This window comes from Peptoniphilus sp. oral taxon 836 str. F0141 (genome assembly GCF_000179335.1).
In the GTDB taxonomy this organism is placed as follows: Bacteria; Bacillota; Clostridia; order Tissierellales; family Peptoniphilaceae; genus Peptoniphilus_A; species Peptoniphilus_A lacrimalis.
Genome location: NZ_AEAA01000021.1, coordinates 44773 through 70186, shown reverse-complemented (window position 1 = coordinate 70186; position 25414 = coordinate 44773). Strand labels below are relative to the sequence as shown.

27 protein-coding genes are annotated in these 25414 nt (G+C 30.9%); 25 read left to right on the top strand and 2 right to left on the bottom strand.

All coding sequences use genetic code 11. The features are described from left to right. The first annotated feature begins 34 nt into the window (after nt 1–34). The 13 genes from HMPREF9131_RS00905 to HMPREF9131_RS00845 all read left to right on the top strand — a co-directional run bounded on the left by HMPREF9131_RS00905 (nt 35) and on the right by HMPREF9131_RS00845 (nt 12031). On the top strand, nt 35–574 hold the full coding sequence (locus HMPREF9131_RS00905) for a hypothetical protein (RefSeq protein WP_009344836.1): 540 nt from the start codon (nt 35–37) through the stop codon (nt 572–574). A 275-nt stretch (nt 575–849) separates the two neighbouring features. Continuing rightward, nucleotides 850–1245 carry a DUF4418 family protein gene (locus HMPREF9131_RS00900; RefSeq protein WP_004824202.1) on the top strand — a complete coding sequence of 132 codons (396 nt, stop codon included), beginning with the start codon at nt 850–852 and terminating at the stop codon, nt 1243–1245. Beyond that, nucleotides 1245–1922, top strand: coding sequence for an ABC transporter ATP-binding protein (locus HMPREF9131_RS00895; RefSeq protein ID WP_009344834.1), 678 nt, complete (start codon nt 1245–1247; stop codon nt 1920–1922). The genes HMPREF9131_RS00900 and HMPREF9131_RS00895 overlap by 1 nt, the downstream gene beginning before the upstream one ends. Before the next feature lie 2 nt (nt 1923–1924). Then, complete coding sequence (locus HMPREF9131_RS00890; protein WP_009344826.1) at nt 1925–3262, top strand: FTR1 family protein; 1338 nt, start codon at nt 1925–1927, stop codon at nt 3260–3262. A gap of 9 nt (nt 3263–3271) precedes the next feature. Beyond that, nucleotides 3272–3937 carry an iron transporter gene (locus HMPREF9131_RS00885; protein ID WP_009344855.1) on the top strand — a complete coding sequence of 222 codons (666 nt, stop codon included), beginning with the start codon at nt 3272–3274 and terminating at the stop codon, nt 3935–3937. A gap of 95 nt (nt 3938–4032) precedes the next feature. Further along, entirely contained in the window at nt 4033–5256 is a 1224-nt protein-coding gene (locus tag HMPREF9131_RS00880; RefSeq protein WP_009344818.1) for a DUF2318 domain-containing protein, read from the top strand. Between the two features lie 8 nt (nt 5257–5264). Continuing rightward, on the top strand, nt 5265–6548 hold the full coding sequence (locus HMPREF9131_RS00875) for an ABC transporter permease (RefSeq protein WP_009344839.1): 1284 nt from the start codon (nt 5265–5267) through the stop codon (nt 6546–6548). Next, entirely contained in the window at nt 6538–7686 is a 1149-nt protein-coding gene (locus HMPREF9131_RS00870; RefSeq protein ID WP_009344859.1) for an FtsX-like permease family protein, read from the top strand. The genes HMPREF9131_RS00875 and HMPREF9131_RS00870 overlap by 11 nt, the downstream gene beginning before the upstream one ends. An 11-nt stretch (nt 7687–7697) precedes the next feature. Next, nucleotides 7698–8417 carry an ABC transporter ATP-binding protein gene (locus tag HMPREF9131_RS00865; RefSeq protein ID WP_004824231.1) on the top strand — a complete coding sequence of 240 codons (720 nt, stop codon included), beginning with the start codon at nt 7698–7700 and terminating at the stop codon, nt 8415–8417. Next, a complete protein-coding gene (locus tag HMPREF9131_RS00860; protein WP_009344811.1) occupies nt 8414–8839 on the top strand; it encodes an FMN-binding protein in 426 nt (141 codons plus the stop codon). The genes HMPREF9131_RS00865 and HMPREF9131_RS00860 overlap by 4 nt, the downstream gene beginning before the upstream one ends. Next, entirely contained in the window at nt 8839–10041 is a 1203-nt protein-coding gene (locus tag HMPREF9131_RS00855; RefSeq protein WP_009344817.1) for an ABC transporter permease, read from the top strand. The genes HMPREF9131_RS00860 and HMPREF9131_RS00855 overlap by 1 nt, the downstream gene beginning before the upstream one ends. Before the next feature lie 107 nt (nt 10042–10148). Further along, the gene (gene murJ / locus HMPREF9131_RS00850) at nt 10149–11648 is read left to right on the top strand and encodes a murein biosynthesis integral membrane protein MurJ (RefSeq protein WP_009344815.1); all 1500 of its coding nucleotides are present in this window, start codon (nt 10149–10151) and stop codon (nt 11646–11648) included. 59 nt (nt 11649–11707) lie between these two features. Next, nucleotides 11708–12031 carry a hypothetical protein gene (locus HMPREF9131_RS00845; RefSeq protein ID WP_009344854.1) on the top strand — a complete coding sequence of 108 codons (324 nt, stop codon included), beginning with the start codon at nt 11708–11710 and terminating at the stop codon, nt 12029–12031. A gap of 386 nt (nt 12032–12417) precedes the next feature. On the opposite strand, the gene HMPREF9131_RS00835 is transcribed toward HMPREF9131_RS00845, so the two are convergent. Continuing rightward, nucleotides 12418–12921, bottom strand: a complete 504-nt coding sequence (locus HMPREF9131_RS00835) for a hypothetical protein (RefSeq protein WP_009344838.1) — start codon at nt 12919–12921, stop codon at nt 12418–12420. Nucleotides 12922–13116: 195 nt separating this feature from the next. Between HMPREF9131_RS00835 and HMPREF9131_RS00830 the strand changes: the two genes are divergently transcribed. After that, the gene (locus HMPREF9131_RS00830) at nt 13117–13506 is read left to right on the top strand and encodes a metallopeptidase family protein (protein WP_004824265.1); all 390 of its coding nucleotides are present in this window, start codon (nt 13117–13119) and stop codon (nt 13504–13506) included. Further along, nucleotides 13496–14332: a DnaJ domain-containing protein gene (locus tag HMPREF9131_RS00825; RefSeq protein WP_009344806.1), complete on the top strand. Its 837-nt coding sequence runs from the start codon at nt 13496–13498 to the stop codon at nt 14330–14332. The genes HMPREF9131_RS00830 and HMPREF9131_RS00825 overlap by 11 nt, the downstream gene beginning before the upstream one ends. Before the next feature lie 65 nt (nt 14333–14397). Here the strand turns inward: HMPREF9131_RS00825 and HMPREF9131_RS00820 are convergent, their stop codons facing one another. After that, nucleotides 14398–14982 (bottom strand): redoxin domain-containing protein, encoded by a 585-nt coding sequence (locus HMPREF9131_RS00820; RefSeq protein WP_009344816.1) that lies wholly within the window; start codon nt 14980–14982, stop codon nt 14398–14400. A 152-nt stretch (nt 14983–15134) separates the two neighbouring features. On the opposite strand from HMPREF9131_RS00820, the gene HMPREF9131_RS00815 reads away from it, so the two are divergent. From HMPREF9131_RS00815 to guaA, 10 genes are all read left to right on the top strand, one after another. Next, nucleotides 15135–15455, top strand: coding sequence for a V-type ATPase subunit subunit G family protein (locus HMPREF9131_RS00815; RefSeq protein WP_009344842.1), 321 nt, complete (start codon nt 15135–15137; stop codon nt 15453–15455). Further along, the gene (locus HMPREF9131_RS00810; RefSeq protein WP_009344802.1) at nt 15446–17386 is read left to right on the top strand and encodes a V-type ATP synthase subunit I; all 1941 of its coding nucleotides are present in this window, start codon (nt 15446–15448) and stop codon (nt 17384–17386) included. Before HMPREF9131_RS00815 ends, HMPREF9131_RS00810 begins: the two co-directional genes overlap by 10 nt. A gap of 13 nt (nt 17387–17399) precedes the next feature. Then, nucleotides 17400–17867 carry a V-type ATP synthase subunit K gene (locus HMPREF9131_RS00805; protein WP_004824197.1) on the top strand — a complete coding sequence of 156 codons (468 nt, stop codon included), beginning with the start codon at nt 17400–17402 and terminating at the stop codon, nt 17865–17867. Between the two features lie 9 nt (nt 17868–17876). Next, a complete protein-coding gene (locus HMPREF9131_RS00800) occupies nt 17877–18431 on the top strand; it encodes a V-type ATP synthase subunit E (RefSeq protein ID WP_009344798.1) in 555 nt (184 codons plus the stop codon). An 8-nt stretch (nt 18432–18439) separates the two neighbouring features. Continuing rightward, entirely contained in the window at nt 18440–19435 is a 996-nt protein-coding gene (locus HMPREF9131_RS00795; RefSeq protein ID WP_009344819.1) for a V-type ATP synthase subunit C, read from the top strand. Next, the gene (locus HMPREF9131_RS00790) at nt 19428–19736 is read left to right on the top strand and encodes a V-type ATP synthase subunit F (RefSeq protein ID WP_004824224.1); all 309 of its coding nucleotides are present in this window, start codon (nt 19428–19430) and stop codon (nt 19734–19736) included. Before HMPREF9131_RS00795 ends, HMPREF9131_RS00790 begins: the two co-directional genes overlap by 8 nt. A 9-nt stretch (nt 19737–19745) precedes the next feature. Next, nucleotides 19746–21521, top strand: coding sequence for a V-type ATP synthase subunit A (locus HMPREF9131_RS00785; protein WP_009344846.1), 1776 nt, complete (start codon nt 19746–19748; stop codon nt 21519–21521). Beyond that, on the top strand, nt 21514–22908 hold the full coding sequence (locus HMPREF9131_RS00780) for a V-type ATP synthase subunit B (protein WP_009344852.1): 1395 nt from the start codon (nt 21514–21516) through the stop codon (nt 22906–22908). Before HMPREF9131_RS00785 ends, HMPREF9131_RS00780 begins: the two co-directional genes overlap by 8 nt. A gap of 78 nt (nt 22909–22986) precedes the next feature. Next, nucleotides 22987–23679, top strand: a complete 693-nt coding sequence (locus tag HMPREF9131_RS00775; protein WP_004824194.1) for a V-type ATP synthase subunit D — start codon at nt 22987–22989, stop codon at nt 23677–23679. A 122-nt stretch (nt 23680–23801) separates the two neighbouring features. After that, a complete protein-coding gene (gene guaA / locus HMPREF9131_RS00770; RefSeq protein WP_009344800.1) occupies nt 23802–25316 on the top strand; it encodes a glutamine-hydrolyzing GMP synthase in 1515 nt (504 codons plus the stop codon). Nucleotides 25317–25414: the final 98 nt, after the last annotated feature.

Genomic DNA, 25414 nt, shown 5'->3' with positions numbered 1-25414 from the left:
ATGCTTTTATCAATAAAAATATAGGAGGTTTTTTATGATAAAGATTATTAAAAGAGTGACTTTTCTATCTATAATTTTTTTGACCTTTACCCTAATTGCTTGTAACAAGACCGGTAATGAAAATCTTGATAAAAAAGAAAATACAGAAGTAAGCCAAGTAAAAAATAATAAAGATTTGGGAAAAGCTGTTGATAAAAATGGTCAATGTCAGCAAGGGAAAGTGGAAAACTCTAAACAAAGTGGCGAGTTAAAGCCAAGTGAAAATGAAGAAGTTTTTGATCCGGAAAATAATAAAATTTATTATGCAGATTTAAAGGACTGCAAGGAGGAAGGAGTTAGGTATAAAACAACTCCTGATGGAAATACTTTAGAAGAATTTCAAGTTCTTATTGTAAAGCTTATTAAGGATGGACCTGTAGAATTTAAAGGAAATTTACTAAATTATGAAATAAAAGTGGATGGTAAAACATATGTCGGTGATTTAAAACTTAAAAATACAGTAGAGAAAGATGATAAGGACAACAATCGGGGAGTGGGTGCTTATTACACAGGCACTTTAAAGCTTGACACTTAGGAAATAAGTTCAAATAATTCAATTTTAATCTCGCAAATAAAATTTTGCTCTTGAAATTCAATAATGTTTTCAAGAGCTTTTTTTTGGCTTATATTTATTTGTATATTTTTAAAAAATTATTGCAAAAATTAAAAAAATCATATATTATAATTGAGAATTCTTGTTAAGTGATATCAATTAACAATTTACATTTAATTAATGTAATTTTTAAAAAACATAAATACCTTTTTATATTACAATATTACTTGTAAAGATAAGTAGAAAGGATGACTAAAATGAGTAGAAAGAAAATTTTTGGATATATTTCTGCTATTATAGGTCTTTTGTTAGTGCTTGCACCAAAATTTATAACACCTGTTTGTCCTCCTATGGAAAATGGTATGTTTATGAAATGCCATTGGATGGGAAATATGACTATGGGCATTGGTGCAGTTATTTTAGTGTTAGCAATCATTTTTATTATAGTTAAAGATTCAAAAATATCTTTAGGATTATCTATTTCAAATATAGCAATTGGTATTTTAGAGATACTAAATGCTCACGTGCTTATCGGTGGATGTATGAAAGCTGATATGGCATGCAGGGCAAAAACCATTCCATTTTGCACATTGTTGGCAGGAATATTGGTTTTAGTTAATATTTATTATTGTATGAAAGAAAGAAATTCATAATGGAATCAATAATTAAAACTGAAAATTTAAGTAAGAGTTTTAAAAGAGGTTCTAATACATTCTTTGCAGTTAAAAATGTAAACTTTACCTTGAATGAGGCAGAGTTTGTCAATATAATTGGCAGAAGTGGTTCCGGAAAGTCAACTTTTTTAAATCTTTTGTCCGGTTTATTAAAACCTACAGAAGGTAAAATTTTTGCTAAGGGCAAAAATATAGGTGATTTTTCTGATAGGGAAATTAGCAAATATAGGAATGAAATTATAGGTTTTGTGCCACAAAGTTTAGGAACTCTTCCAAATTTAAATGTTTTAGAGAATGTATCTCTTCCTTATTATCTATTTAAAAGAGATGAATCTGCTTATGAAAAAGCAGCTATGCTTCTTGATATGATGGGAATTTTGCATCTGAAAGATGATTTTCCTAGAAATTTATCTGGAGGAGAGCTAAAAAGAGTGCTTATAGCCAGATCCATGATTAATTCTCCTGAGCTTTTGATTTTAGATGAGCCTACAAGTGATTTGGATAAAAATACTACTGTGGAGATAATGGATTTATTGAAAAAAATAAATTCTAAAGGTACGGCACTTATTATAGTTACTCATGAGCTTGATATATTAAAATATGGTAATATACTTTACCAAATGGAAGATGGAAGTTTAATAAAGAAAAGGGGATAGAGATGAATTTATTAAAGAAAAGGACTAGCATTTTTGCAATGATAGTAATCATGATTAGCCTAACTTTTATGTCTGCTTTTGCAGCAGAAACACAGTATGCTAACTGGGTTGAAGTTGCTGATGCTATGTCAGAACATTTACAAAAAGCTGTGGAAGTCTACAAGCCTGGAGATAAGGATGCTAAAAAAGCGGCCACAGATGCGGTTAACGTAGCTTATTTTAAATTCTATGAAAAAATTGGATTTGAAAAAACAACTATGTCTGCAATTTCAGGTCAAAGGGGTTCAATGGTTGAACATCAATTTTATAGAGCAAAAAAATCTATTAAAGAAGATGCAGACCCAAAAGAAGTTAAAGATGAAATTGATGCACTTATAACTTATCTTCATGAAGATGCTCATACTCTTGATGGAACCTCTGGAGATTCCAAGTCCAGTAGTCAAAGTCAAGAAGATGCAAATAGCCTTTCAACAGGTCAATTGATGGGAGAGCTGCTAAAAAGATTTGGTACATTTTTTGCAGTCCTTGGACTTACACTTCGTGAAGGACTTGAAGCCATTTTAGTTGTAGCTGCCATTGCTGCATATTTATCAAAGACTAATAATAGAACTTATTTAAAAGGTGTATATATTGGAGCTTTGCTAGGTGTTGTTTTTTCAGCAGTCCTAGCTGGAGTATTTAATATTGTCGCCAATACAGTGGGAGAAGTTGAGTCAGGAATGGGACAAGAAATATTCGAGGGAATCGCAATGTTTCTTGCCGTTATCGTACTATTTTATGTATCTAATTGGATGCTTTCTAAAGCTGAAGTTGAAGTCTGGAATAGATACATTAAAAACAAAGTTGAACAATCTGTTTCAAAGGGTAATTATTTTGCCTTATCTTTCACCTCATTCTTAGCTGTAGCAAGAGAAGGTGCAGAACTTATTTTGTTCTTCCAAGGTATGAGAACAAGCATTTCTGAAAATCCAATGCATATGTGGGTTGGACTTTTGGTTGCTGCCATAATACTTGCAATTGTATATTATTTAATTGCTAAAGTTTCTGTAAGGCTACCATTAAAACCATTCTTTACATTTACTTCTTGGTTAATGTTCATACTTTGCTTGTCTTTCTTAGGAAAGGGCATAGGAGAATTACAAGAAGCTGATGTAATTGGCAGAACTGTAGTTTCTTGGATGAATGGATGGTCTGCTGAAGCTATAGGAATATACGATAGGTATGAAAATCTTATTCCACAAATTATTCTATTAGTAGTAACTATTGTTTCTGTTATATATCAAAATAATAGAAGCAAAAAAATTAGAGCTGAGCTTGAAGCCGGCCAAGAAAAAAAATAGGAGGGTATTATGTTAAAAAAGAAAAATTTATTTCTTATTGCTATGACACTTGTATGTGCATTAACATTTACAGCTTGTGGTAAAAAAGAAGAAGCAAAAGCTAATAACACAGCTAATACTTCTACAGAAGAAAAAGCACCAGCTGAAGGAAACAAAGAAGAAGCAGGAGATGCTAAAGCTGCAGCTCCAGGAGAAGATGCAGGATTTGAAGAATTTCCAATTGGCGATGACCAAACTAAAGGACCTCTAGTAATCTCTGGTGTATATTTCCAACCAGTTGATATGGAACCAGCAGGAAACTCAATTCCTAAAGAAGAAGCTGACTGCCATATTGAAGCTGACATTACAGCATCAGAAGAAGGTTCAACATTAGGTTATGGTGCTGGTGATTTTGTTCCATGGTTAAAAGTAAAAGCTTATATACAAAAGAAAGGTTCAGACCATGTTCAAGAAGTTTCTTTCATGCCAATGAACGCATCTGATGGTCCACACTATGGTGCAAATATTAAATTTGACGAAGGTGTTGGTGTTTATGATGTAAAATTCGAAGTAGCTGCACCAGGCAATGACTACTTACTACACGTAGATAAAGAAACCGGTGTAACAGGTAGATTCTGGACAGAACCAATTGTTGCAGAATGGACTGATTTCGAATGGAACGGACCACAATGGTAAAATTTTGAAAATTTTTAATGTTTTGAAGGGGAATTCACGTTCCCCTTATATGCATTTATGGGGGTGAAATTATTTTAAAAATTTTTATTAAAGTTATGGAGGCGGGAATAGCCTTTTCTCTAATGATTTCTTTAATACTTGCCTATTATACAACTAAAAAGAGCAAATATAAAAAGTATGTTATTATAATTTCTTTAGTTTTAGGGGTAATTGCAGCAATTGTTTCAATAATTATAAGAAATATACCTAATTTTATTAATAGAACAGAATTGAATTTCTGGTCTATGGTACCCATAGTTATCTCAGTATTTTTAATATTAATTTTTATGATATTTGAAGATAAGATAAATGCTAAAATTTATGATAATTTCATTTCATCATCGGTTGTTGTTTATCTTGTAGGAATTTGTTTTTATTATTTACCATATGTATTTAACCAATCAAACAAATTTGTATATTATGGCGAAAGTGCTGTTTCAACTATTGTACTTTTTAGGATTTTAGGCTTTGTTTTTGGGATAATCATGATGATTTTATCAGGACTTGCCATATATAAGTCTTCAGTTAAACTTGAAGGTAAAAACTTAAAGATTATTGTTTTTTTGAGCTTGATGTGTTCAGGTATCAGCCAATTTAACGTCATAATTCAAAGATTTTATTCTAAAGGAATCATTCCTAGAAATGTTAACTTTTTTAGACTTATTGCATTTATAGCTAATCATGAAAATGTGTTTTTATTTGCAACAATGTTAATTATGATAGCTATTCCAGTAATTTTATATAAGCAAAATATTAAAGTTAATGAAGAATATAGCAATAGAGCTCAGTTAAGAAAAATAAAGTATAGAATGAAGAATAAAAGACGTTGGGCAATTTTTTTCCTTGTCGTTTTATTTATTAATACTTTTTCATTAACGGCTGGAAAGGCATATGCTAATAAGGAACAGGCTCTTTCACCACCAGAAGATTATCAAACTGAAAATGGAATGATTGTTATACCTTTAAGCAGCTTAGAGGATATGCATTTGCACAGATATTTGTATAAGGCAAAAGACGGTGCACAAATGAGATTTTTCTGTATTAAAAAATCAGAAGGTTCTTATGGAGTTGTACTTGATGCCTGCGAGATATGTGGTCCATCAGGATATTTCGAAAGAGGCGATGATATTATTTGTAAGTTGTGCGACGTTGTAATGAATAGAGGTACAATAGGTTTTAAGGGTGGATGTAACCCAATACCTTTCCCATACATTGTCCATGATAAAAAGATAAAGATTGCGCCGAAGGATCTTGACGCATTGTCTTATGTATTTAAGTAGGAGGGCTTATGTTTTGGAGAATAGTTAAAGGAGCACTTTTTAGACAAAAAGGAAAGATGGCTCTTATTGCATTTACAGTTGCCCTTGGAGCTTCTCTTGCCACTTCAATGTTAAACACAATGCTCGGTGTTGGAGATAAAGTTAATCAAGAATTAAAGACTTATGGAGCAAATATTAACGTATTGCCTAAGGAAGCTTCCCTTCTTGATGATTTGTATGGCATGCAAGAAAAAGAGGGGCAGGTTCAAAAATATTTAAAGGAATCAGAGCTTCCCAATATTAAAACTATTTTTTGGGCTTACAATATTGTAGATTATACGCCCTATCTTAACACTTGGGTTTCTTGTAATAATGATTCTAAGCATACTAAGATGGTAGGAACATGGTTTAATAAGCATATGGATTTGCCTACTGGAGAATCAATTGATACTGGTATGATTAGACTTAAAAATTGGTGGGAAGTTCAAGGTGAGTGGTTATCAGAAGATGATAAGGACTCAGTTATGCTTGGAAAGATTTTTGCTGACAGAAATGGATTTAAAGTTGGTGATGAAATCCAGCTAAAGAGCAATAATTTAGACAAAAAATTTAAAGTTAAGGGTATTTTCTCATCAGGCTCTGATGAAGATGCATTTATATATTCCACTTTAAAAACTGCACAGGATTTTGCTGGAGTTACTGGAGTTGTAAATAAAGTTGAAGTATCAGCTCTTACTACACCAGATAATGATTTAGCAAGAAAGGCTGCAAAAAATCCACTATCATTAACTGTTAAGGAATGGGAAGTATGGTATTGCACAGCTTATGTTTCAGCTATTTGCTATCAAATAACAGAAGTAATGACTGATTCTGTAGCTAAGCCGATTCGTCAAGTTGCAGAAAGTGAAGGAGATATTTTAAATAAGACAACTCTTCTTATGGTTTTAATTACAGTATTAACTTTGATTGGTTCAGGACTTGGTATTTCTAATCTTATTACAGCATCTGTAATGGAAAGATCAAATGAAATTGGACTTCAAAAAGCTATAGGAGCGTCAAATGGAAGAATAATCGGTATAATTCTTGTGGAAATTATTTTGACAGCGATATTTGGAACAGTTGTAGGTTATGGAGTTGGGTTGCTTCTTACTCAGATTATTGGTCTAACAGTTTTCGGTTCAGCAATAGCTCCAACAGCTATGGTAGTTCCAATTGTAGCAATTCTTATTATTCTTGTAACAATATTGGGTTCAATACCAGCTATAAGATACCTCTTGAATTTAAATCCAACGGAGGTGCTACATGGCAGGTAAAAAAAGTAAAAATAAATTTTATTTAAAAATGATAATGACTTCCTTAGCAAGAAGACGTGCAAGAATGTTAACAGCACTGCTTGCTATAGCTATGGGAGCAACAATTCTATCAGGACTTGTTACTATTTATTATGATATTCCTAGACAAATGGGTAAGGAATTCAGGTCCTATGGTGCAAACATGTTGGTAATTCCTACTAATCCTGATAAAAAAATTACCAATGACCAGTTAGATGAAATTAAATCTTTAATTCCATCAGGAAAGCTAGTCGGTCAGGCACCATATATTTATATAAATGCTAAAATTAATGAACAACCTTATATGCTTGCAGGTACAGATTTAAAGGGAGCGAAAGAAAATTCTCCATACTGGCTTATTGACGGCTCATGGCCTGAAAAATCTAGAGAAGTTTTAATAGGTAATGAAGTTTCAAAGGCTTTGGAATTAAAAGAGGGAGATAAAATTATTATAAATACTCCCAAGGTTCATGGTGAAGGTTCTATAGATACTAATTTTGTTGTTTCAGGAGTTGTAACAACAGGTGGTAAAGAAGAAGATCTAATTTTTATGAGTATTGATGATATTTCACAGCTTGTAAAAGATAAAAATTTTGATGTTGTAGAATATTCAATAGAAGCCGAACAAAATGAACTTTCAAAAATAGTATCAAATATTTCACAAAAGGATGCATCTCTAACTCCACAAATGGTAAAAAGAGTTACCGCATCACAAGATATAGTTTTGAACAAATTACAAGCCCTTGTCTTCATTGTAACGATAATAGTATTATTCATAATGATGATATGTGTATCCACAACAATGATGGCTGTTGTAACTGAAAGGCGTAAAGAAATAGGTCTTAAGAAAGCTTTGGGTGCCACAAATTCCTCAGTAATTGTTGACTTTTTAGGTGAAGGAGCATTTTTAGGAGTTTTTGGTGGACTTTTAGGCGTTGTGTTGGGATATATATTTGCCAATAGAGTAAGTATTTCGGTATTTGCTAGAAAGGTAAGTTTCTTACCTCTTTTGGTACCTATGACAATTATTGTCTGTGTAGTAATAACTATAGTTGCATCTTTAATACCGGTATCTAAAACTGTTGATATTGATCCGGCTTTAGTGCTTCGTGGAGAATAGAAAGGAATTTTATGGATATATTAAAACTTGTAGATGTTTCAAAAATTTATGGTGAACTTAAAGCCCTTGACAAAATTAATTTAAGTGTAGAAAAGGGTGAATGGATTTCTATAATGGGTCCATCAGGTTCTGGTAAAACAACAATGATGAATATTATCGGTGCCATGGATAAACCTTCATTTGGCGAAGTTATTTTGGATGGGGAAGATATAGCAAAAAAATCACCTAAGGAATTAACAGTTATTAGAAGGGATAAGATAGGACTTATTTTCCAACAATTTCATTTAGTTAATTATTTAAGTGCGTTGGAAAATGTAATGATGTCACAATACTATCATTCTATGCCAGATGCACAAGAAGCAATGGAAGCTTTGGCTGCAGTAGGTCTTGCTGAAAGAGCCAAGCACTTACCCAACCAATTATCAGGTGGGGAACAACAAAGAGTATGTATAGCTAGAGCTCTTATTAATCATCCTGCTATACTTTTAGCTGATGAACCTACGGGAAATTTGGATGAAAAGAATGAATATATAGTTCTTGACATATTTGAAAAACTTCACAATGCAGGTTCAACAATTATTGTTGTAACTCACGACCCTGAAGTCGGTGAAGAATCTGAAAGAATGATAACTCTTGAACATGGTAAGATTACAAAAGAAGAAAAAATGAAAAGAAAAAGACCTGTTCTTGATTCTACAATAAAAGACGAAAAACTTAAGGAGTTTATATGAGAAAAATTTTAAATGTATTAATAATTTTATCTTTGGGGCTTGTCCTAGTTGCTTGTGGAGGAGATAAAAAAGAAGAAGCTCCAAGCGTAAGCTATAAAGACGGCACATATCAAGGAGAATCTGCCAAAGATGAAAGAGGCGGACTTGTAAAGGTGGATATAAGTGTTAAAGACAATAAGATTGAATCTTGCACAATGCAAAACATTGATGGAGATGGAAAAGAAAAGGATGAATCTTATGGTCAAAGCCAAAATGAAGGACTATATAAGATAGCCCAACAAGCTATAAATCTTGCAAAGTCATACCCAGATAGATTAGTGGAAAAAGGAAGTCCTGAAGGAGTGGACGTTATTTCGGGGGCAACAGAAACCTACAAGCAATTTATAGAAGCTTGCAACAATGCTCTTGCTGATGCAAAATAATGAAAGATTTATACACAGTTAATTTAGCAAAAAAGAATATAGAAAATAAAAAGACAAGGTCAATTACCTTAATTTTTCTTGTGGGAATTTTAACTTTTATATTATTCATGTCATCATTTATAATTTTTTCTCTTAAAAACGGCATGAAATCTCTATCAGATAGGATGGGAGCAGACATTATAGTAGTTCCAGAAGGTTATGATTCCAAAATTACAGGCGCAATATTAAGGGGAGAACCTAATACATTCTTTTTTGATAAGGATATATTAAATAGAGTAAAAAAAATACCGGGAGTTGAAAAGGCTTGTGGTCAAGTTTATCTAGCTACACTTTCTGCTGGATGTTGCTCTTTTCCCATTCAAGTTATAGGAATTGACTTTTCTGATGACTTTAGCGTTAAACCATGGCTTGAAAAACAGATCAAATCTCCAATTAAAGCTGGACAAGTTGTTGTAGGTGCTAATATTGTGGGGACTATTAATCATAAGGTTAAATTTTTCAATCAAGAATTTGAGATAAGAGGTAGGTTAGCAAAAACCGGCATGGGTTTTGACAATTCAGTTTTTATGACAATAGAAGAAACTCATAGATTAGCTAAGGAATATGAAAAGATTATTAATCATCCAGTGGCAAAAAAAGATGATATATCTTCTATTTTAGTAAAAGTTGAAAAAAATAAAGATCCTAAAAAAATTCAAAAACTTATTAATGAGGAATTTAAAAAAGAAAAAGTTTATCCCTTATTGCCAAGAAATATAATGACAGAAGTTTCTGATTCAGCAAAAAATATGCTTGTATATGTATATATATTGATAGCTTTGATTTGGATACTAGCTTTCTTTATTTTAAGTCTTGTAAATACCTTATCAGTTAAGGAAAGGAAAAGAGAATTTGCAACCATAAGGGTATTAGGAGCAACAAAGAAAAAACTCAGTGAAATAGTTCTTAGTGAATCCATACTGATTAATGGAACAGGGGCAGTCATAGGTTCTGTGGTTTCCTTTGTATTAAGTATAACATTTAACAATGCTTTTTCATCACTTTTGAATATGCCTTTTTTAAGACCAAATATATTCCTTATGCTTTTAATGTTAATAATAGTAATAATTTTAGGCACCTTATTAGGTCCAATATCTTCAATTATTGCTATTAATAAAATGAATAAAGAAGAATTATTGTTGATGCAAAGAGATAATGATTAAAAAATATGTTAAATCCTAATTGCTTTAGCCAATTGGGATTTTTTTAACAAATTATTTATTTCTTCATTTTATATGATATTTTTGGTAGAATTAATTAGGTGAAAAAAATGAAAACTTCTTATATTTTAATGATAATAACAATACTTGCTAAGGTTTTCGGTCTTGTTAGAGAACAAACTTTAGCTTATTTCTTTGGAAGGGGAGAGCTTGCTGATATTTTTTTGGTGGCTTTTTCTTTACCTATGATGATTACTAATGTAATTTCTGGAGCTGTGGCAAATGGTTATATACCAATGTTTAATAGCATTAAAGCTAAAAGTGGACAAGAAAAGGCGAATGAATTTACGGCAAATCTTTCAAATATTTTAGCTATAATTTTTCTTATTATTTCTATTGTGGCAATAATTTTTGCAAGTCCTCTTGTTAAGCTTATGGCTCAAGGTTTTACTGGTTCAAAACTTAATACAGCAATTCTAGTTACAAGGATTGCACTTTTATCAGTTTCTGCTACTGCTGTATTTTCAATTTATAAGGCTTATTTACAGATTCATGATAGATTTGTAGTTTCAGTAATCCATGCAATTATAATGAATCTAATAATTATTTTATTTTTGGCAATTACCTACAAATTTGGAATAAAGTTTTTGGGTATAGGGATTTTACTTGCTTTTACTTTTCAATATATAATTTTTATTCCATATATCAAAAAAACGTCTTATAAGCACAAGTGGATAATTGATTTTAAAAATGAAGATATAAAAAAACTTCTTAGGATAATTTTACCTATTTTGATATCTTCTTCAGCTATAGAAATTAATTTTATGATTTCAAAATCTTTGGCATCAGAACTTTCTCATGGAGGAATTTCAATATTAAATTATGCCTATAAACTTCAATCATTTGTAACTGGAATAGTTGTTACTTCCATAATTACTGCAGTATATCCGCAGATGGCTAAGTATGGAAGCTTTAAAGATTTTAAGGGACTAAGAATTTCAACAAGGGATGCTCTCTCAACTATGTCTATTTTAGTAATACCGGCAACTTTTGGCTTATTTACTTTTGCCCTTCCGATAGTAGAACTTTTATTTATGAGGGGCAGGCTAAATCTTGATGATGCTACAAGCATTGCTAACGTTTTGAGATATTATGCCTTTGGTGTTTTTGCCATAGGGATTAGAGAAATTCTATCAAGAATTTATTATTCTCTTGATGATACAAAAAGACCTGTCATAAATTCCCTTGTAATTGTAGGGGTAAATATAATCTTATCTTTTGTCTTGGCGAAATTTATGGGCATAGTAGGTTTAGGACTTGCCACCACCATATCTTTTGTTGTTGGAGGAGGGTTTTTTGCAATTTCTTCAACAAAACTTATAGGCAAAATTTTCGATAAGAATCTTCTATTAAATTTAGGAAAGATTTTACTTGCGTCTTTAATTATGGCGGCTGGTTCAAATTTAGTATTTAATATTTTAAAGTTAAAATTAGGGTCAAATCTCTCTCTTTTATTGGCAATAATTTTTGCGGCTTGTATTTATGGCATTATGCTTATAATTTTAAGGGTTAAAGAAGTTAAAATTTTACTAAAAAAGTTTAATAAATAAGCTTAAGGTGGGTATAAAACATATAAGATAACAAATTAATTTGATAAAGAGGTGTTATTATGAAAGTTTTATTCCACGTTGTAGAAGTTGAAAAATGGGAAGATACCTTATCAAATGCAAGGGATATTATAAATGAAATTCCTGATGCTCAAGTAGCAATAGTATGTATGTCTAAGGCTGCAGAAATTTTTAAAAAATATTCGGGAATTGATTTTCATGGACTTATAGATAGTCCTAGGGTTAAATTTATTATAGGTAAGGCTGCCCTAGAAAATAATAATATCAAGGAAGAAGAGCTTCCAAATTTTGTAAAAGTTGAAAAGCTTGTAATCACAAAAATAGCTAAGTTAGAAAATGAAGGTTATGCTTATATAAGATTATAATATTTTTAATAATGACTGGTGTTCAAAATTAATTTTGAACACCGTATTTTTTTATTTATCTTTATAACAATCTCTATATTTTTTTAAATTTTTCTTTGTTTTTCTGCACCATAAAAATATTAAAAATACAAGTAGTAGATATGGTAGTAAGAAGACTTTGTCAAAATTAGTATATACTTTTATATAAGTATAAAAAGCGGATGGAATAAGTATTAACATATATGTTATATATTTAGCTCTATAAGTTTTTTTATCTATAAACTCATATATATGTTTTTCTGTGCTTAGTGTTATATTTATTAAAACAATGTCTAGAAATTCGATTAAAATATAGGATAATTCAATAGGATGGATATATGCTGAATAATTTTCTAACATAATAAAATTTAGTAATAAATAGTATGGGAGTAACTTCTTACATATTCAAGCCCACTACTTGTTCTTCTAAAAAGCTCTAACAAAATAGTTTGATAGCTTTTGTCACGGATATAAATTTTTTCACCTGTTAATCTATCTACCCTATAAACATTATGCTCTACAGTTGTCACTTTAAGTTCTCCATCCATATTAAAATTATAAATTGAATTACCTATATGCATAATAGTTGTAAACACACCTGCTGACCAATAAGCTTTAGCAATTATAATATCTAAAAATATTTGGATGGTATTAGATAAACTAGGGTCGGAACTAGATAATTCTTTATAATAAGTTTTTGGATAACCTTTTTCTGTAACATAATAGTATCTGTTATTTCTTAAAACTGTTTCATCCTCGATTTTAGAATTATCAATAACTATGTCTTTCTCAAAAGCATAAATGGGTATTGTAGTTGTAGCTACAATAAGAAAACTTAAAACAACAAAAAAAATACTTTTTAATCTTTTCATATAATCACTCCTTATGAGAAGGATTATATGATACGTGAAATCTTTTGTCAAACTAGAAGTGAACATTATCAAATATAAATTTTAAAAATCATATACGACATTTACACAAATAGTTTCTAAGGAATAGGAAATTTTAGTGAAAAACTTTTTTATTTTAAAAATTTTCTGTATAATAAAAATAGAAATGAGGTATTTATGGTTTCTTTAGAGAGAATTGACGAAGTAAATGAACTTTTAGATGAAATATGCGAGGAGCTACCTTCTTATGCCTTTGAGCATTTGAACGGGGGTATAACTTTGTCTGAAGAGGTGAAATATCATCCCGAATCCCATAATGAAGACCTTCTTATTTTAGGACAATATGAAAGGTCTATTTTAGGTTTATCTATAACCATATTTTACGGTTCAGTTTATTTAATGTATGGATATTTAGACAGGGAAGATTTAAAAGATAAATTACGTCATGTTCTTTTTCATGAATTTACTCATCATTTGGAATTTTTGGCTAGAAATTATGATTTAGAGATAGAAGATGAGGAATTTATGGAAGATTATAGGAAAAGGTGGAAAGACTATGAAGATTAAAGGATATTTTTATAAGGGACTAGGCACTATAATTGACGTATTTTTGAAAATTGTTATAAGCCTAGTGAATTTTCTTGTAGATATATTTTCAACTATAAGACATGCCATCGGTCTTCTTATTTCAATGGGTGGTTGCCTATTTTTAGTTTTTATTTTTAATCCTTATTTTTTATATGGGGTAATACTTAATCCTTTTCTTTTTACTTTAATTGTACTTATAGTTATAGTACCATTTTTAGGTAAAATTTCCCTATCTTATTTAAAATATCTGCATTATGTGGCAACTGAATATTTTTATGCTAGGGCTGATTATTATTTACTTGGCAAAAATTATGGTCATAAGGATTTTTCATCTTACTCAAGAGAATACATTGATAACCTTGAAAAAGAAAGGTTAAAAAGAGAAGAAGAGAGAAGAAAACAAGAGGAAGAGGAATGGAACAGAAGGTTTGAAAATTTCACTGGAGGATTTACCTGGACAACTTTTGATGATTTTGAAGACTTTTTTAGAAATGCTCAGTCAGGCTCATATAATTATGGTAATTATGGAGAAAACCAAGGAAATTATAGAGATAATTCCTACGGACCGAGTATGGGTCTAAATTTTAAAAAGCAATATGAGGATGCCTGTGACACCTTAGGAGTAAATTACAGTGCAGATAAATATGAAGTTAAGCTTCAATATAGAAAGATGGCAAAAAAATACCATCCGGATATAAATAAGGAAGAAGGGGCTACTGAAAAATTCCAAAAAATTAATTCAGCCTATGAATTTTTAAATGATTCAAATATAGAAAGATATAAAAAATTATCAGGAAATAACTAAATATATAAATTTTATAATAAAAAAATCTGAGAAGATAAAATTTATCATCCTCTCAGATTTTTTGTTTATTTTTTTAAATGGTCATCAATAATCTTTTGCATAACTTCTTGAGATAAGTTTCCCTCATAAGCATTTAAAATTTTTCCTTGTGAATCCATTATTAGGAGTAAAGGAATTTTTTCTACAGTTTTTAAAGCATCTTCTGTTGTTGGATTTGGCAAAAGATTTTTAAAATTCAAATTATTTTCTTTAATTATATTTTGAGCTTCTTCTATATTTGTTGATGTATCAGCGGAAGTGTCAAGAATAAAAGCCGAAACTTTTAAATCTTTTTCATCATAATTTTTAGAAAGATTATTTATACTTACAAGAGTATCCTTACAGTCATTACCATAAGTAGCCCAAATAATTAAAGCATTTATTTTTGAATCCTTGTAAAAATCACTAGATTTTATTCTATTGCCATCAATATCTATAGTATCAAAATTAAATTCATTAAAAGTTAATTTTTTAGATTCAGGAACAGAAATTTGCGTTGATTCCTTTACATTGGTTTTATTTTTATCGTTTTGATTTTCTGTAGTATTTTGATTTTTGCCACAGGCAACCAGGGTTGAAATGATAATTAAAATAATAAAAAACTTTTTCATATGCTCCTCCTTATTAATATTATAACCACTTAAATTATAATTGTCTAATGTGATTAATAACTAAAAGAAAATTATTGAAAAACACTAAAACTTTATCTAGATTGATGATATAATAGATTTATAAAATCTATTATAGATTTGGGGGTGATTTTATGTCAGTTGATGCAATTTCTCAAGTTAAAAAAGCTGAAGAGGAGGCTTCTTTGATTGTTGAAAAAGCTAAAAAGAATGCTAAAAAAGTTGTTGAAAATGCAGAAATTGAGGCGGAAGAAATATATAAAACTACAATTGAAAAAGCAAAGGAAGAAGCTAGTTCAAAAAGACAAGAAGCTTTACAAAAAGGAAAAGAGGACTCAACCCCTATTGTTGAAAATGCTAAAAAAGAAGCAGAAAAAATAAAAAACGTTGATGAGGGCTCTTTGAAAAAAGTTGTGAAATCGATTGTAGAAAAGGTCGTGATAGAATGGCAATAGTTGATATGAGTAAATTTTATCTTCTAGCCTTTAAGGAGAAAAGGGAAAGCCTTTTAAAGGAATTACAAAAGTTTAAATATGTACATCTGGTTGATTCGGGAAATGACTTTTCAAAAGAAGATTTAAGTGCAGTTTCAAGATCAGAGGAGCTTATAGATATAGATGACTATTTAAATAAATCCAAATATGTAATCGAAAGGCTTGAAAAAATAGAAGATAAAAAACCTGCCCTAGAAGCTTTAAAAGAGGGAAAAAAACATTTTACCTATGAGGAAATTAAAAATAGGGCAAGAAAATTTAACTTTTCGCAAATATATAAGGAAATCTCATCAATAATAGATGAGATTGAAAAAAAAGAAGCCGAGAATCAGGAAATTTTAAATAAGGTTAGTGAACTTTTGCCCTATAAGGCAATAGACCTTCCCTTGGAAGATTTAAAATTAACAAAATTTTCAAAAATTTATTTGGGGACAATTCCTCAAAGATATAAGGAAAATTTTGAAGAGCTTTTAAAGGAAAATGATTCAGTTTATTTTGATGTTCTACATACAGATAAGAATTATGCATATTATTTAATTATTTGTCATAAATCTGATGATGAGGATGTTATTGATGCTTTTAGAAAAATGGGCTTTACCTTAGTTAATTTTAAGGAAAAAGGCACAATTAATGAAAACATTAATTCTTTGCGTGAAAGAAAATCACAAAATTTAGATTCTATAGATACTTTGAATAAAGAATTAAAAAACTATTTGAAATATCTTGATGATTTTAAAATATATTACGAATATCAGTCCAATGAAAAACTTAAAGTTATTTCATCAGAAAAGTTTTTGAGAACTAAAAACTTAGACTTGATAGAGGGCTATGTACCGAGTAAATTTTTAAAATCTTTTGAAGAAGCTATACAATTAATTTGCGGTGATGATTACTATTTATATAAAAAAGAAGCCGATAGAAATTCCCATGAAGTTCCAATTATGTTAAAAAATAATAAATTTGTTGGTCCTTTTGAGATGCTTACAGAAATGTATTCAATGCCAAAATACAATGAAATAGATCCAACACCTTTTTTTGCACCATTTTATTTTATATTTGCAGGAATAATGATTGGTGATTTAGGATATGGACTCTTAGTATTTATTGGAAGTTTACTAGCTCTAAGGTTTTTTAATCTCGATAAAGCTACAAAAAGATTTATGACTTTCTTTAATTATCTAAGTATTTCGGCTATGATATTTGGATTGGTATTTGGCTCATTTTTCGGAGGAATTATTCCTCTACCAACACTTATAAATCCAGCAGAAGATATTATGGAAATGCTTATGTTATCTTTGCTTTTAGGAGGAGTTCATATATTTTTTGCACTTGGCATAAAAGCATATATGGATATTCGTGACAATAAACCAAAAGATGCTTTTTATGATGTAGGCTTATGGTATATGGCACTTATTGGAGCAATTGGATATGGCCTATCAAAAGCAGTATCCATGAATCCAATTGTTGTAAAAATTTTGTTTTATGCGATGATTATTGCAATGGTAGGAATAGTTCTTACAGGAGGTAGGAGCGAAAAAACAACCCTAGCAAAGTTTGGATGGGGAGTTTATGCTCTTTATGGAATAAGCTCTTATATAGGAGATTTTGTTTCATATTTAAGACTTATGGCACTTGTTTTAAGTGGTTCATTTATAGGTCTTGCAGTAAATATGATTGCCGGTATGCTTTTTGGAAGTTCTATAATAGGAAAATTATTTGCAATAGTAATATTTTTAGTATTTCAAGCATTTAATTGTTTTTTATGCTACTTATCAGCTTATGTTCATACAGCAAGATTGACATATGTAGAAATGTTTAACAAATTTTATGAAGGTGGAGGAGTCCCCTTCAAAAAAATGGTAGAAGATTCAAAATATTTTAATATAGACTAATTAGGAGGAGAATATGAAAGAATTATTTACACAATACCCAGGTCTTTGCCTGGCATCTTTGGGAGTTTTTTTGGCAGTAGCATTAGCTGGAGTAGGTTCAGCTATTGGAGTTGGTCTTGCAGGTGAAGCAGCAGCAGGAATTGTAATTGAAGAACCGGAAAAATTCGGTAAATCTCTTGTGCTTCAGTTGTTACCTGGTACTCAAGGACTTTATGGTTTTGTAATTGGACTTTTTATTCTTTTTAAAATAAGCCCAGACCTTGCAGCACAAAGTGGTTTTATGTATATGGTTTCTGGTGGAGTAATTGGTCTTGGAGGACTATGCTCAGCTATAGCTCAAGGTAAAGTTTCAGTTGCAGGTCTTAATATTTTAGCAAAGAATGAAGAACAACAAACAAAAGGTATAATTTATGCAGTAATGGTAGAACTTTATGCAATTCTAGCCTTTGCAACTGCATTCTTCATACTATTTAGAGCCTAGGAGGTATTTATGCCCGGAATAGATAATATTATTAAAAAAATTACTGATGAAGCAAAAGAAAGGGCAAAAAACATAGAAAACCAAGCAGATAAAAAGAAAGAAGCTATTATAGGCGAAAAGACCGAAGAGGCTTTAGAAATTAAAAAAAGAATTCTTACAAAGTCAGATGAAGAAAGTAAATCAATTATTGAAAAGGCAAATTCTACAGCTAATTTAAAAGCTAGGGATATTATCCTTCTTGCTAAAGAAGAAATTATTGAGAGAGTTCTTAATTTGGTAAAAGATGAACTTAACGATTTGACTTCTGAAGATTTTATAAAATATTTAAAGGCTTCGACAAAAAATTTAAATTTAACCTCAAAAGATGAAGTTAAAATTCCAAAAAAATATTATGAAGATATTAAAGAAGCAGATTTGGATTTAAATATTTCATCAGAATTTATAGAAAGTGGTTTTCTTGTTAAGAAGGGCAATTTGATTTATAATGGTGATTTTTCCAGCATAGTGGATTCTATGAGAGAGGACCTTATGCCTTTGATATCAGATGAACTTTTTAAAAAGTAGGTGAGTAGATGGATAGAAGTAAGTTTATCCAAAGTTCTTCTTGGATTCGTGTTTTAGAAAAAAGATTACTTAGCCATCAATTTTTCTTGAGATTAGCAGATGCTCCTAGTCTAAAAGATGCTTTGAGGATGCTTAATGACACAATTTATCAAACTTCTATATCAAAGTTAGAAAAAGATACTGATTATGAAAAAGCTCTTTCTCAAGAACTTTTAAGGTTTTATAAAGAAATGTATGAGATTAGCCCTTCAAACATACCTATAGATTTTACTGTCGTAAAATATTATTACCATAATTTAAAGGTGATGGCAAAAGAATATGTAAAAAAAGAGGATTTATCTCATCTTTATGTACCTTTGGGTAATCTTGACATTTTTGGATTGAGAAAACTTTTACAAGAAAACACCTCATCTAAAAATGAATACTTAAGAGAAGTTAAAGAAACTATAAGACTATATGAAAAAACAAAAAGACCATCAGATATTGATATATACCTCGATAGATGCTATTTTAAATCTCTTTTGAAACTTGCAGATGAGGCAGATGAAGACATATTTTATTCTTATGTAAAAGATACAATAGATTTCAAAAATATAAGGTCTTTAATGAGAGCTAATGCTGAAGGTGCTGACTTGGAGTTTTTGACAGACATTTTAATTGATGGTGGAAATATTTATAAGGATAATTTTTATAACTACTTAAATACTAAAATTGAGCCTGATAGTAAACTTTTCAAATATTCAAATATCTATAAATATGTAAAACAGGGAACTGAATTTTTTGGAAAGGGAAGGTCTTTATCTCGTTTTGAACTTTTAGTAGATAATGAAATGGTCGATTTGATAAAAAATGCAAAAAAAATCACCTATGGACCCGAAGTTATTTTTGCTCATGTTATAGCTAAAGAAATTGAACTTAGAAATTTAAGAATAATTTTTGTAGCTAAACAAAATGGCTTGTCAAGTGAATTTATTAGAGAAAGGTTACGTGATACTTATGTATAAAATTGCAGTTATAGGAGATAAGGATTCTGTTCTTGCATTTATGGCTTTAGGTATTGATGTTTTTATTGCCTATGAAAAAGAAGAAACAAGAGATATTGTGGATAAACTTTCTCGAAAAGATTATGGAGTAATTTTCATTACAGAACAGCTTGCAGCTAAAATACCAGCTACAATTAAAAGATATGATGAAAAAATTATCCCTGCCATCATTTTAATTCCTTCTAATCAAGGTACTTTAGGTATAGGGATTAATAATCTTAATAAAAATGTTGAAAAGGCCGTTGGTGCTAATATATTGTAAGGAGGGGCAATGAGAAGTAAAGGTAAAATATTAAAAGTATCTGGTCCACTTGTCGTAGCAGATGGTATGAAAGATGCCAATGTTTATGACGTAGTGGAAGTTTCTAAAGATAAATTAATTGGTGAAATTATTGAAATGAGAGGAGATAGAGCCTCTATTCAAGTTTATGAAGAAACTACAGGAATTGGGCCGGGAGATGAAGTTGTATCAATAGGTTCTCCTTTATCAGTAGAATTAGGCCCCGGACTTTTAGAGCAGATGTTTGATGGTATTCAAAGACCTCTTGAAGCTTTGAAAAATTCAAATGGTGATTTCTTAGTAAGAGGGGGAACTTTTGAACATCTAGATAGAGAAAAAAAGTGGGAATTTAAACCTCAAGCTAAAGTTGGAGATATATTAGGTGCTGGTGATATCTTGGGTACAGTTGAGGAAACTTCAGTAATAACCCACAAAATCATGGTTCCTTATGGAGTAAAAGGTAAGGTAAAAGAAATTAAATCAGGCATTTTCACAGTTGCTGATACTATAGCAATTTTAGAAACTGAAAATGGAGATAAAGAATTAAATATGATTCAACGCTGGCCAGTAAGAAGAGGCAGACCTTACAAAGAAAAAATTGATCCTAGGGCTCCTTTAATTACAGGACAAAGAGTAATAGATACATTTTTCCCGATTACAAAGGGAGGAACTGCAGCTATACCAGGTCCCTTTGGAAGTGGTAAAACTGTAGTACAACATCAACTTGCAAAATGGGCAGATGCTCAAGTTGTAGTTTATGTAGGATGTGGCGAACGTGGTAATGAAATGACAGATGTACTTATGGAATTTCCTGAATTGATTGACCAAAAAACAGGGGAATCTATAATGAAAAGAACAGTTTTAATCGCCAACACATCAAATATGCCTGTTGCAGCCCGTGAAGCAAGTATTTATACGGGAATAACAATTTCTGAATATTTTAGAGATATGGGATATTCAGTAGCAATGATGGCAGATTCTACATCACGTTGGGCAGAAGCTCTTCGTGAAATGAGTGGACGTTTGGAAGAAATGCCTGGTGATGAAGGTTATCCAGCCTATTTATCATCAAGAATTGCACAATTTTATGAAAGGGCAGGACGTGTAAGGTGTTTAGGAACTGATGAAAGGGAAGGAGCCTTATCAGTTATAGGTGCAGTATCACCTCCTGGAGGAGATATTTCAGAACCAGTAACTCAAAACACTTTGCGTATTGTAAAAATATTCTGGAAACTTGATTATGACCTTTCATATCAACGTCACTTCCCAGCGATAAATTGGATTGATTCTTACTCCTTATATCAAGATAAGGTAGATAAATATTTAGATGAAAACATAGATAAGAATTTTTCAAAGCATAGGAGAAGAGCAATAGGACTTTTGCAAGAAGAATCATCACTTCTTGAAATAGTAAGATTAGTTGGTAGAGATACTTTATCAGATGGGGACCAACTAAAGCTCGACATCACAAAATCTTTGCGTGAGGACTTTTTGCAACAAAATGCCTTCAATGATATTGATACCTACTGCTCATTAAATAAACAATATAAAATGCTTGATACTATATTAAAATTCTATGATGCAGGATTAAAAGCTTTAGAAAAAGGAGCTTATCTAAAAGAGATTGAACAATCTCCTGTCATTGATAAGATAGCAAGAATGAAATATATAGCTGAAGAAAATATTTCAAATATAGATTCTTTGCAAGAGGAAATAGCAAAAGAAATGAAATCATTAGAAAGAGGAGGTACCGAAGAAGATGCTTAAGGAATATAACTCAATAGCTGAAGTTGTGGGACCTCTAATGGTTGTTGAAGGCGTTGGGGGAGTTAACTACGAAGAATTAGTAGATATAGAATTACAAACTGGAGAAAAAAGACGTGGCCGTGTAATTGAAATTGATGAGGACAAGGCAATGGTACAAATTTTTGAAGGCTCCAGCGGAATAAATCTTACAAGAACCAAAGTTAGATTTTTAGGAAAACCACTTGAGCTTGGCGTAAGTCCTGATATGATAGGACGTGTTTTTGACGGTCTAGGAAATCCTATAGATAACGGTCCAAAAATTATAGCTAAGAAAAAAATAGATATAAATGGAACTCCAATAAATCCTGTAAGCCGTGATTATCCGGAAGAATTTATTCAAACAGGAATTTCATCTATTGATGGGTTAAATACCCTAGTGCGTGGACAAAAACTTCCTATATTTTCACTAGCAGGTCTTCCCCACAACCAACTTGCAGCTCAGATTGCAAGACAAGCAAAAGTATTAAGTGGTGGTAATTTTGCTGTAGTATTTACAGCTATGGGAATAACTTTTGAAGAAGCTCAATATTTTATTGATGACTTGACAAAAACAGGAGCAATAGATAGGTCTGTATTATTTATGAACCTAGCTGATGACCCCGCAATTGAAAGATTAGCCACTCCAAAAATGGCTCTAACCTGTGCTGAATATTTGGCATTTGAATTAGATATGCACGTTTTAGTTCTTATGACTGATATGACTAATTATGCAGAAGCTTTAAGAGAAGTTTCTGCAGCAAGAAAAGAAGTACCAGGTCGACGTGGATATCCAGGATATTTATATACCGATTTGGCAGGACTTTATGAAAGAGCTGGAAGAATTAAGGGGCGCAAAGGCTCAATAACACAAATTCCAATCTTAACAATGCCTGAGGGAGATATAACTCACCCAATACCAGACTTAACAGGATATATAACAGAAGGTCAAATTATTTTATCTCAAGAATTATATAAACAAGGTTTAGAACCTCCTATAAATGTAATTCCATCCCTATCAAGACTTAAGGACAAGGGAATAGGTCAAGGAAAAACAAGAGAAGACCATGCAGATACGATGAATCAAATTTATGCAGCATACACTTCAGGTAAATCTGCTAAGGAACTTTCTGCAATTTTAGGAGAAACTGCCCTTACAAAATCAGACAAGGCTTTTGCAAAATTTGCAGATGAATTTGAAAAAAATTATGTATCTCAAGGCTTTGAAACAAACAGAAATATAGAAGAAACCCTAGACCTAGGTTGGAAATTATTAGATATAATTCCGAGAGGAGAACTAAAGAGAATTGACGATAAGTTAATTGAAAAATATTTAGGTGAAAAAGAAGAGGACTTAAAAGAAGAAGAATAAGAATAAAGAAAAAACAAGAGTCCATGTGATTTGCAATAATCAAATGACAAGGAAAAAAGAAAAAAGTAGGCGGATAATATGACTATATTAAAAGTTAATCCCACAAGAATGACTCAAACAACTCTTAAAAAAAGACTCTTAACAGCAACAAGAGGCCATAAACTTTTAAAAGATAAACAAGATGAGCTTATGAGACAGTTTATTGATTTAATAAAAGAAAATAAAAAATTAAGAGTTGAGGTGGAAAAAGAACTACACGATTGTTTTTCAGATTTTCTTATGGCTTCAGCCCTTATGAGTCCAGAAATGCTTGAGGAATCCATAGTATTACCCTCAATAAAAACTATGGTAAAAATCTCAAAAGAAAATGTTATGAGTGTAGAGATTCCTAAGATGGAATTCATTGTGGAGAAAACCTCACAACATGCTAGAAAATATCCATATGGTTATATAATGACAACATCAGACCTTGATAGTGCCATAGATAAATTAAAAACAGTAATGGATAGGCTCCTTTTACTCGCCCAAAAAGAAAAAGCCTCACAACTTATGGCTGATGAAATTGAAAAAACAAGGCGTAGAGTAAATGCACTAGAATATAAAACTATACCTGATCTAAAAGACACTATAAAATATATAAGAGCTAAACTTGATGAAAGTGAAAGAGCTAATATAACAAGATTGATGAAGGTAAAAGACATTATTTCTAAGGAAGAAGAAAAGGAACCAGTAAAGTATGATAAGGTTGATTTTAATTTTGATACTTTATGATAAATAAATAACTCAATTATTAGGGAAGTTTATAGCTTCCCTAAATTTTTTGCTAAATACAGTAGTGGTAATTTTAAGAGATTTATTATAAAATAAAATAAATAATTTGGGAGGGAATGCACATGATTTTAGTAGTTGACTTTGGAGGTCAATATAAAGAACTTATTGCAAGAAGAGTACGTGAATTAAATATATATTGCGAAGTAATTTCCTACAAAAATGCATTAGAAAAAGCAAAAGATGAAAAAGTAAAAGGAATAATATTCACAGGAGGGCCTTCATCAGTATATGAAGAAAATTCCCCTCAAATAGAAAAAGAAATTTTCGAATTAAATAAACCCATACTTGGACTTTGCTATGGAATGCAGCTAATGGCACATACCTTAGGCGGAAAGGTAATAGGAACAAGTCAAAGAGAATTTGGAAAGACAAAAATAATTACAAAAGAATCTGTAATTTTTGAAAACTTAAATGAAGAAGAATCAGTTTGGATGAGCCACAATGACAGAGTAGAAGAACTACCTGAAGGATTTGAAATAATAGCAGAATCAAAAAATTGTCCAGTAGCAGCAATGGAAAACACAAGTAAAAATCTATACGGATTTCAATTTCATCCAGAAGTAAATCATACAATACATGGAAAAGAAATGCTTAAAAATTTCCTATTAAACATATGCCACGAAGAACAAAATTGGACTATGAAAAATTATGCCAAAATAGCAATAGAAGACATAAGAAAAAAAGTAGGAAAAGGTAAAGTTCTTCTAGCTCTATCAGGAGGAGTAGACTCATCAGTAACAGCAGCTTTAGTATCAAAAGCAATAGGGGAAAATCTGACATGTATCTTTGTAGATCATGGACTTATGAGAAAAAATGAAGGGGACGAAGTAGAAGAAGCCTTTAAAAACTCAGGCATGAAATTTATAAGAATAGATGCAGAAGAAAGATTTTTAAATAGATTAAAGACAGTAACAGACCCAGAAAGAAAAAGAAAAATAATTGGGGAAGAATTTATAAGAGTCTTTGAAGAAGAAGGAAGAAAAATAAAATCTGTAGACTTCTTGGCACAAGGAACAATTTATCCTGACGTAATAGAATCAGGACTTGGAGGAGCAGTAATAAAATCTCATCATAATGTGGGAGGACTACCTGATGTAGTAGACTTTAAAGAACTAATAGAACCACTTAGAATGCTTTTCAAAGACGAAGTAAGAAAACTAGGAAGAGAACTAGGACTTGCAGATTATTTAGTAGATAGACAACCATTCCCAGGACCAGGACTAGCCATAAGAATAATGGGAGAAATAACAAAAGAAAAATTAGATATCCTAAGAGATGCAGATAAAATCTTTAGAGAAGAATTAGAAAAATCCATGGATAGAGAAGAAATAAGCCAATACTTTGCAGTTCTAACAGATAATAAATCGGTAGGAGTAATGGGAGATTACAGAACCTATGACTATACACTAGCCCTAAGAGCAGTGAAAACATCAGACTTTATGACAGCAGACTGGGTAAGAATCCCCTATGAAGTACTAGATAAAATTTCAGTAAGAATAGTAAACGAAGTAGACCATATAAATAGAATAGTTTATGATATAACAACAAAACCCCCAGCTACAATCGAATGGGAGTAGTCGCAAAAAAATTAAAAACTTTGTAAAATCAACGGTTACAGAAGATGAAAAACTGTAACTGGGACTAAAATGGGAACATTTGTAAAAAAAGAATAAAT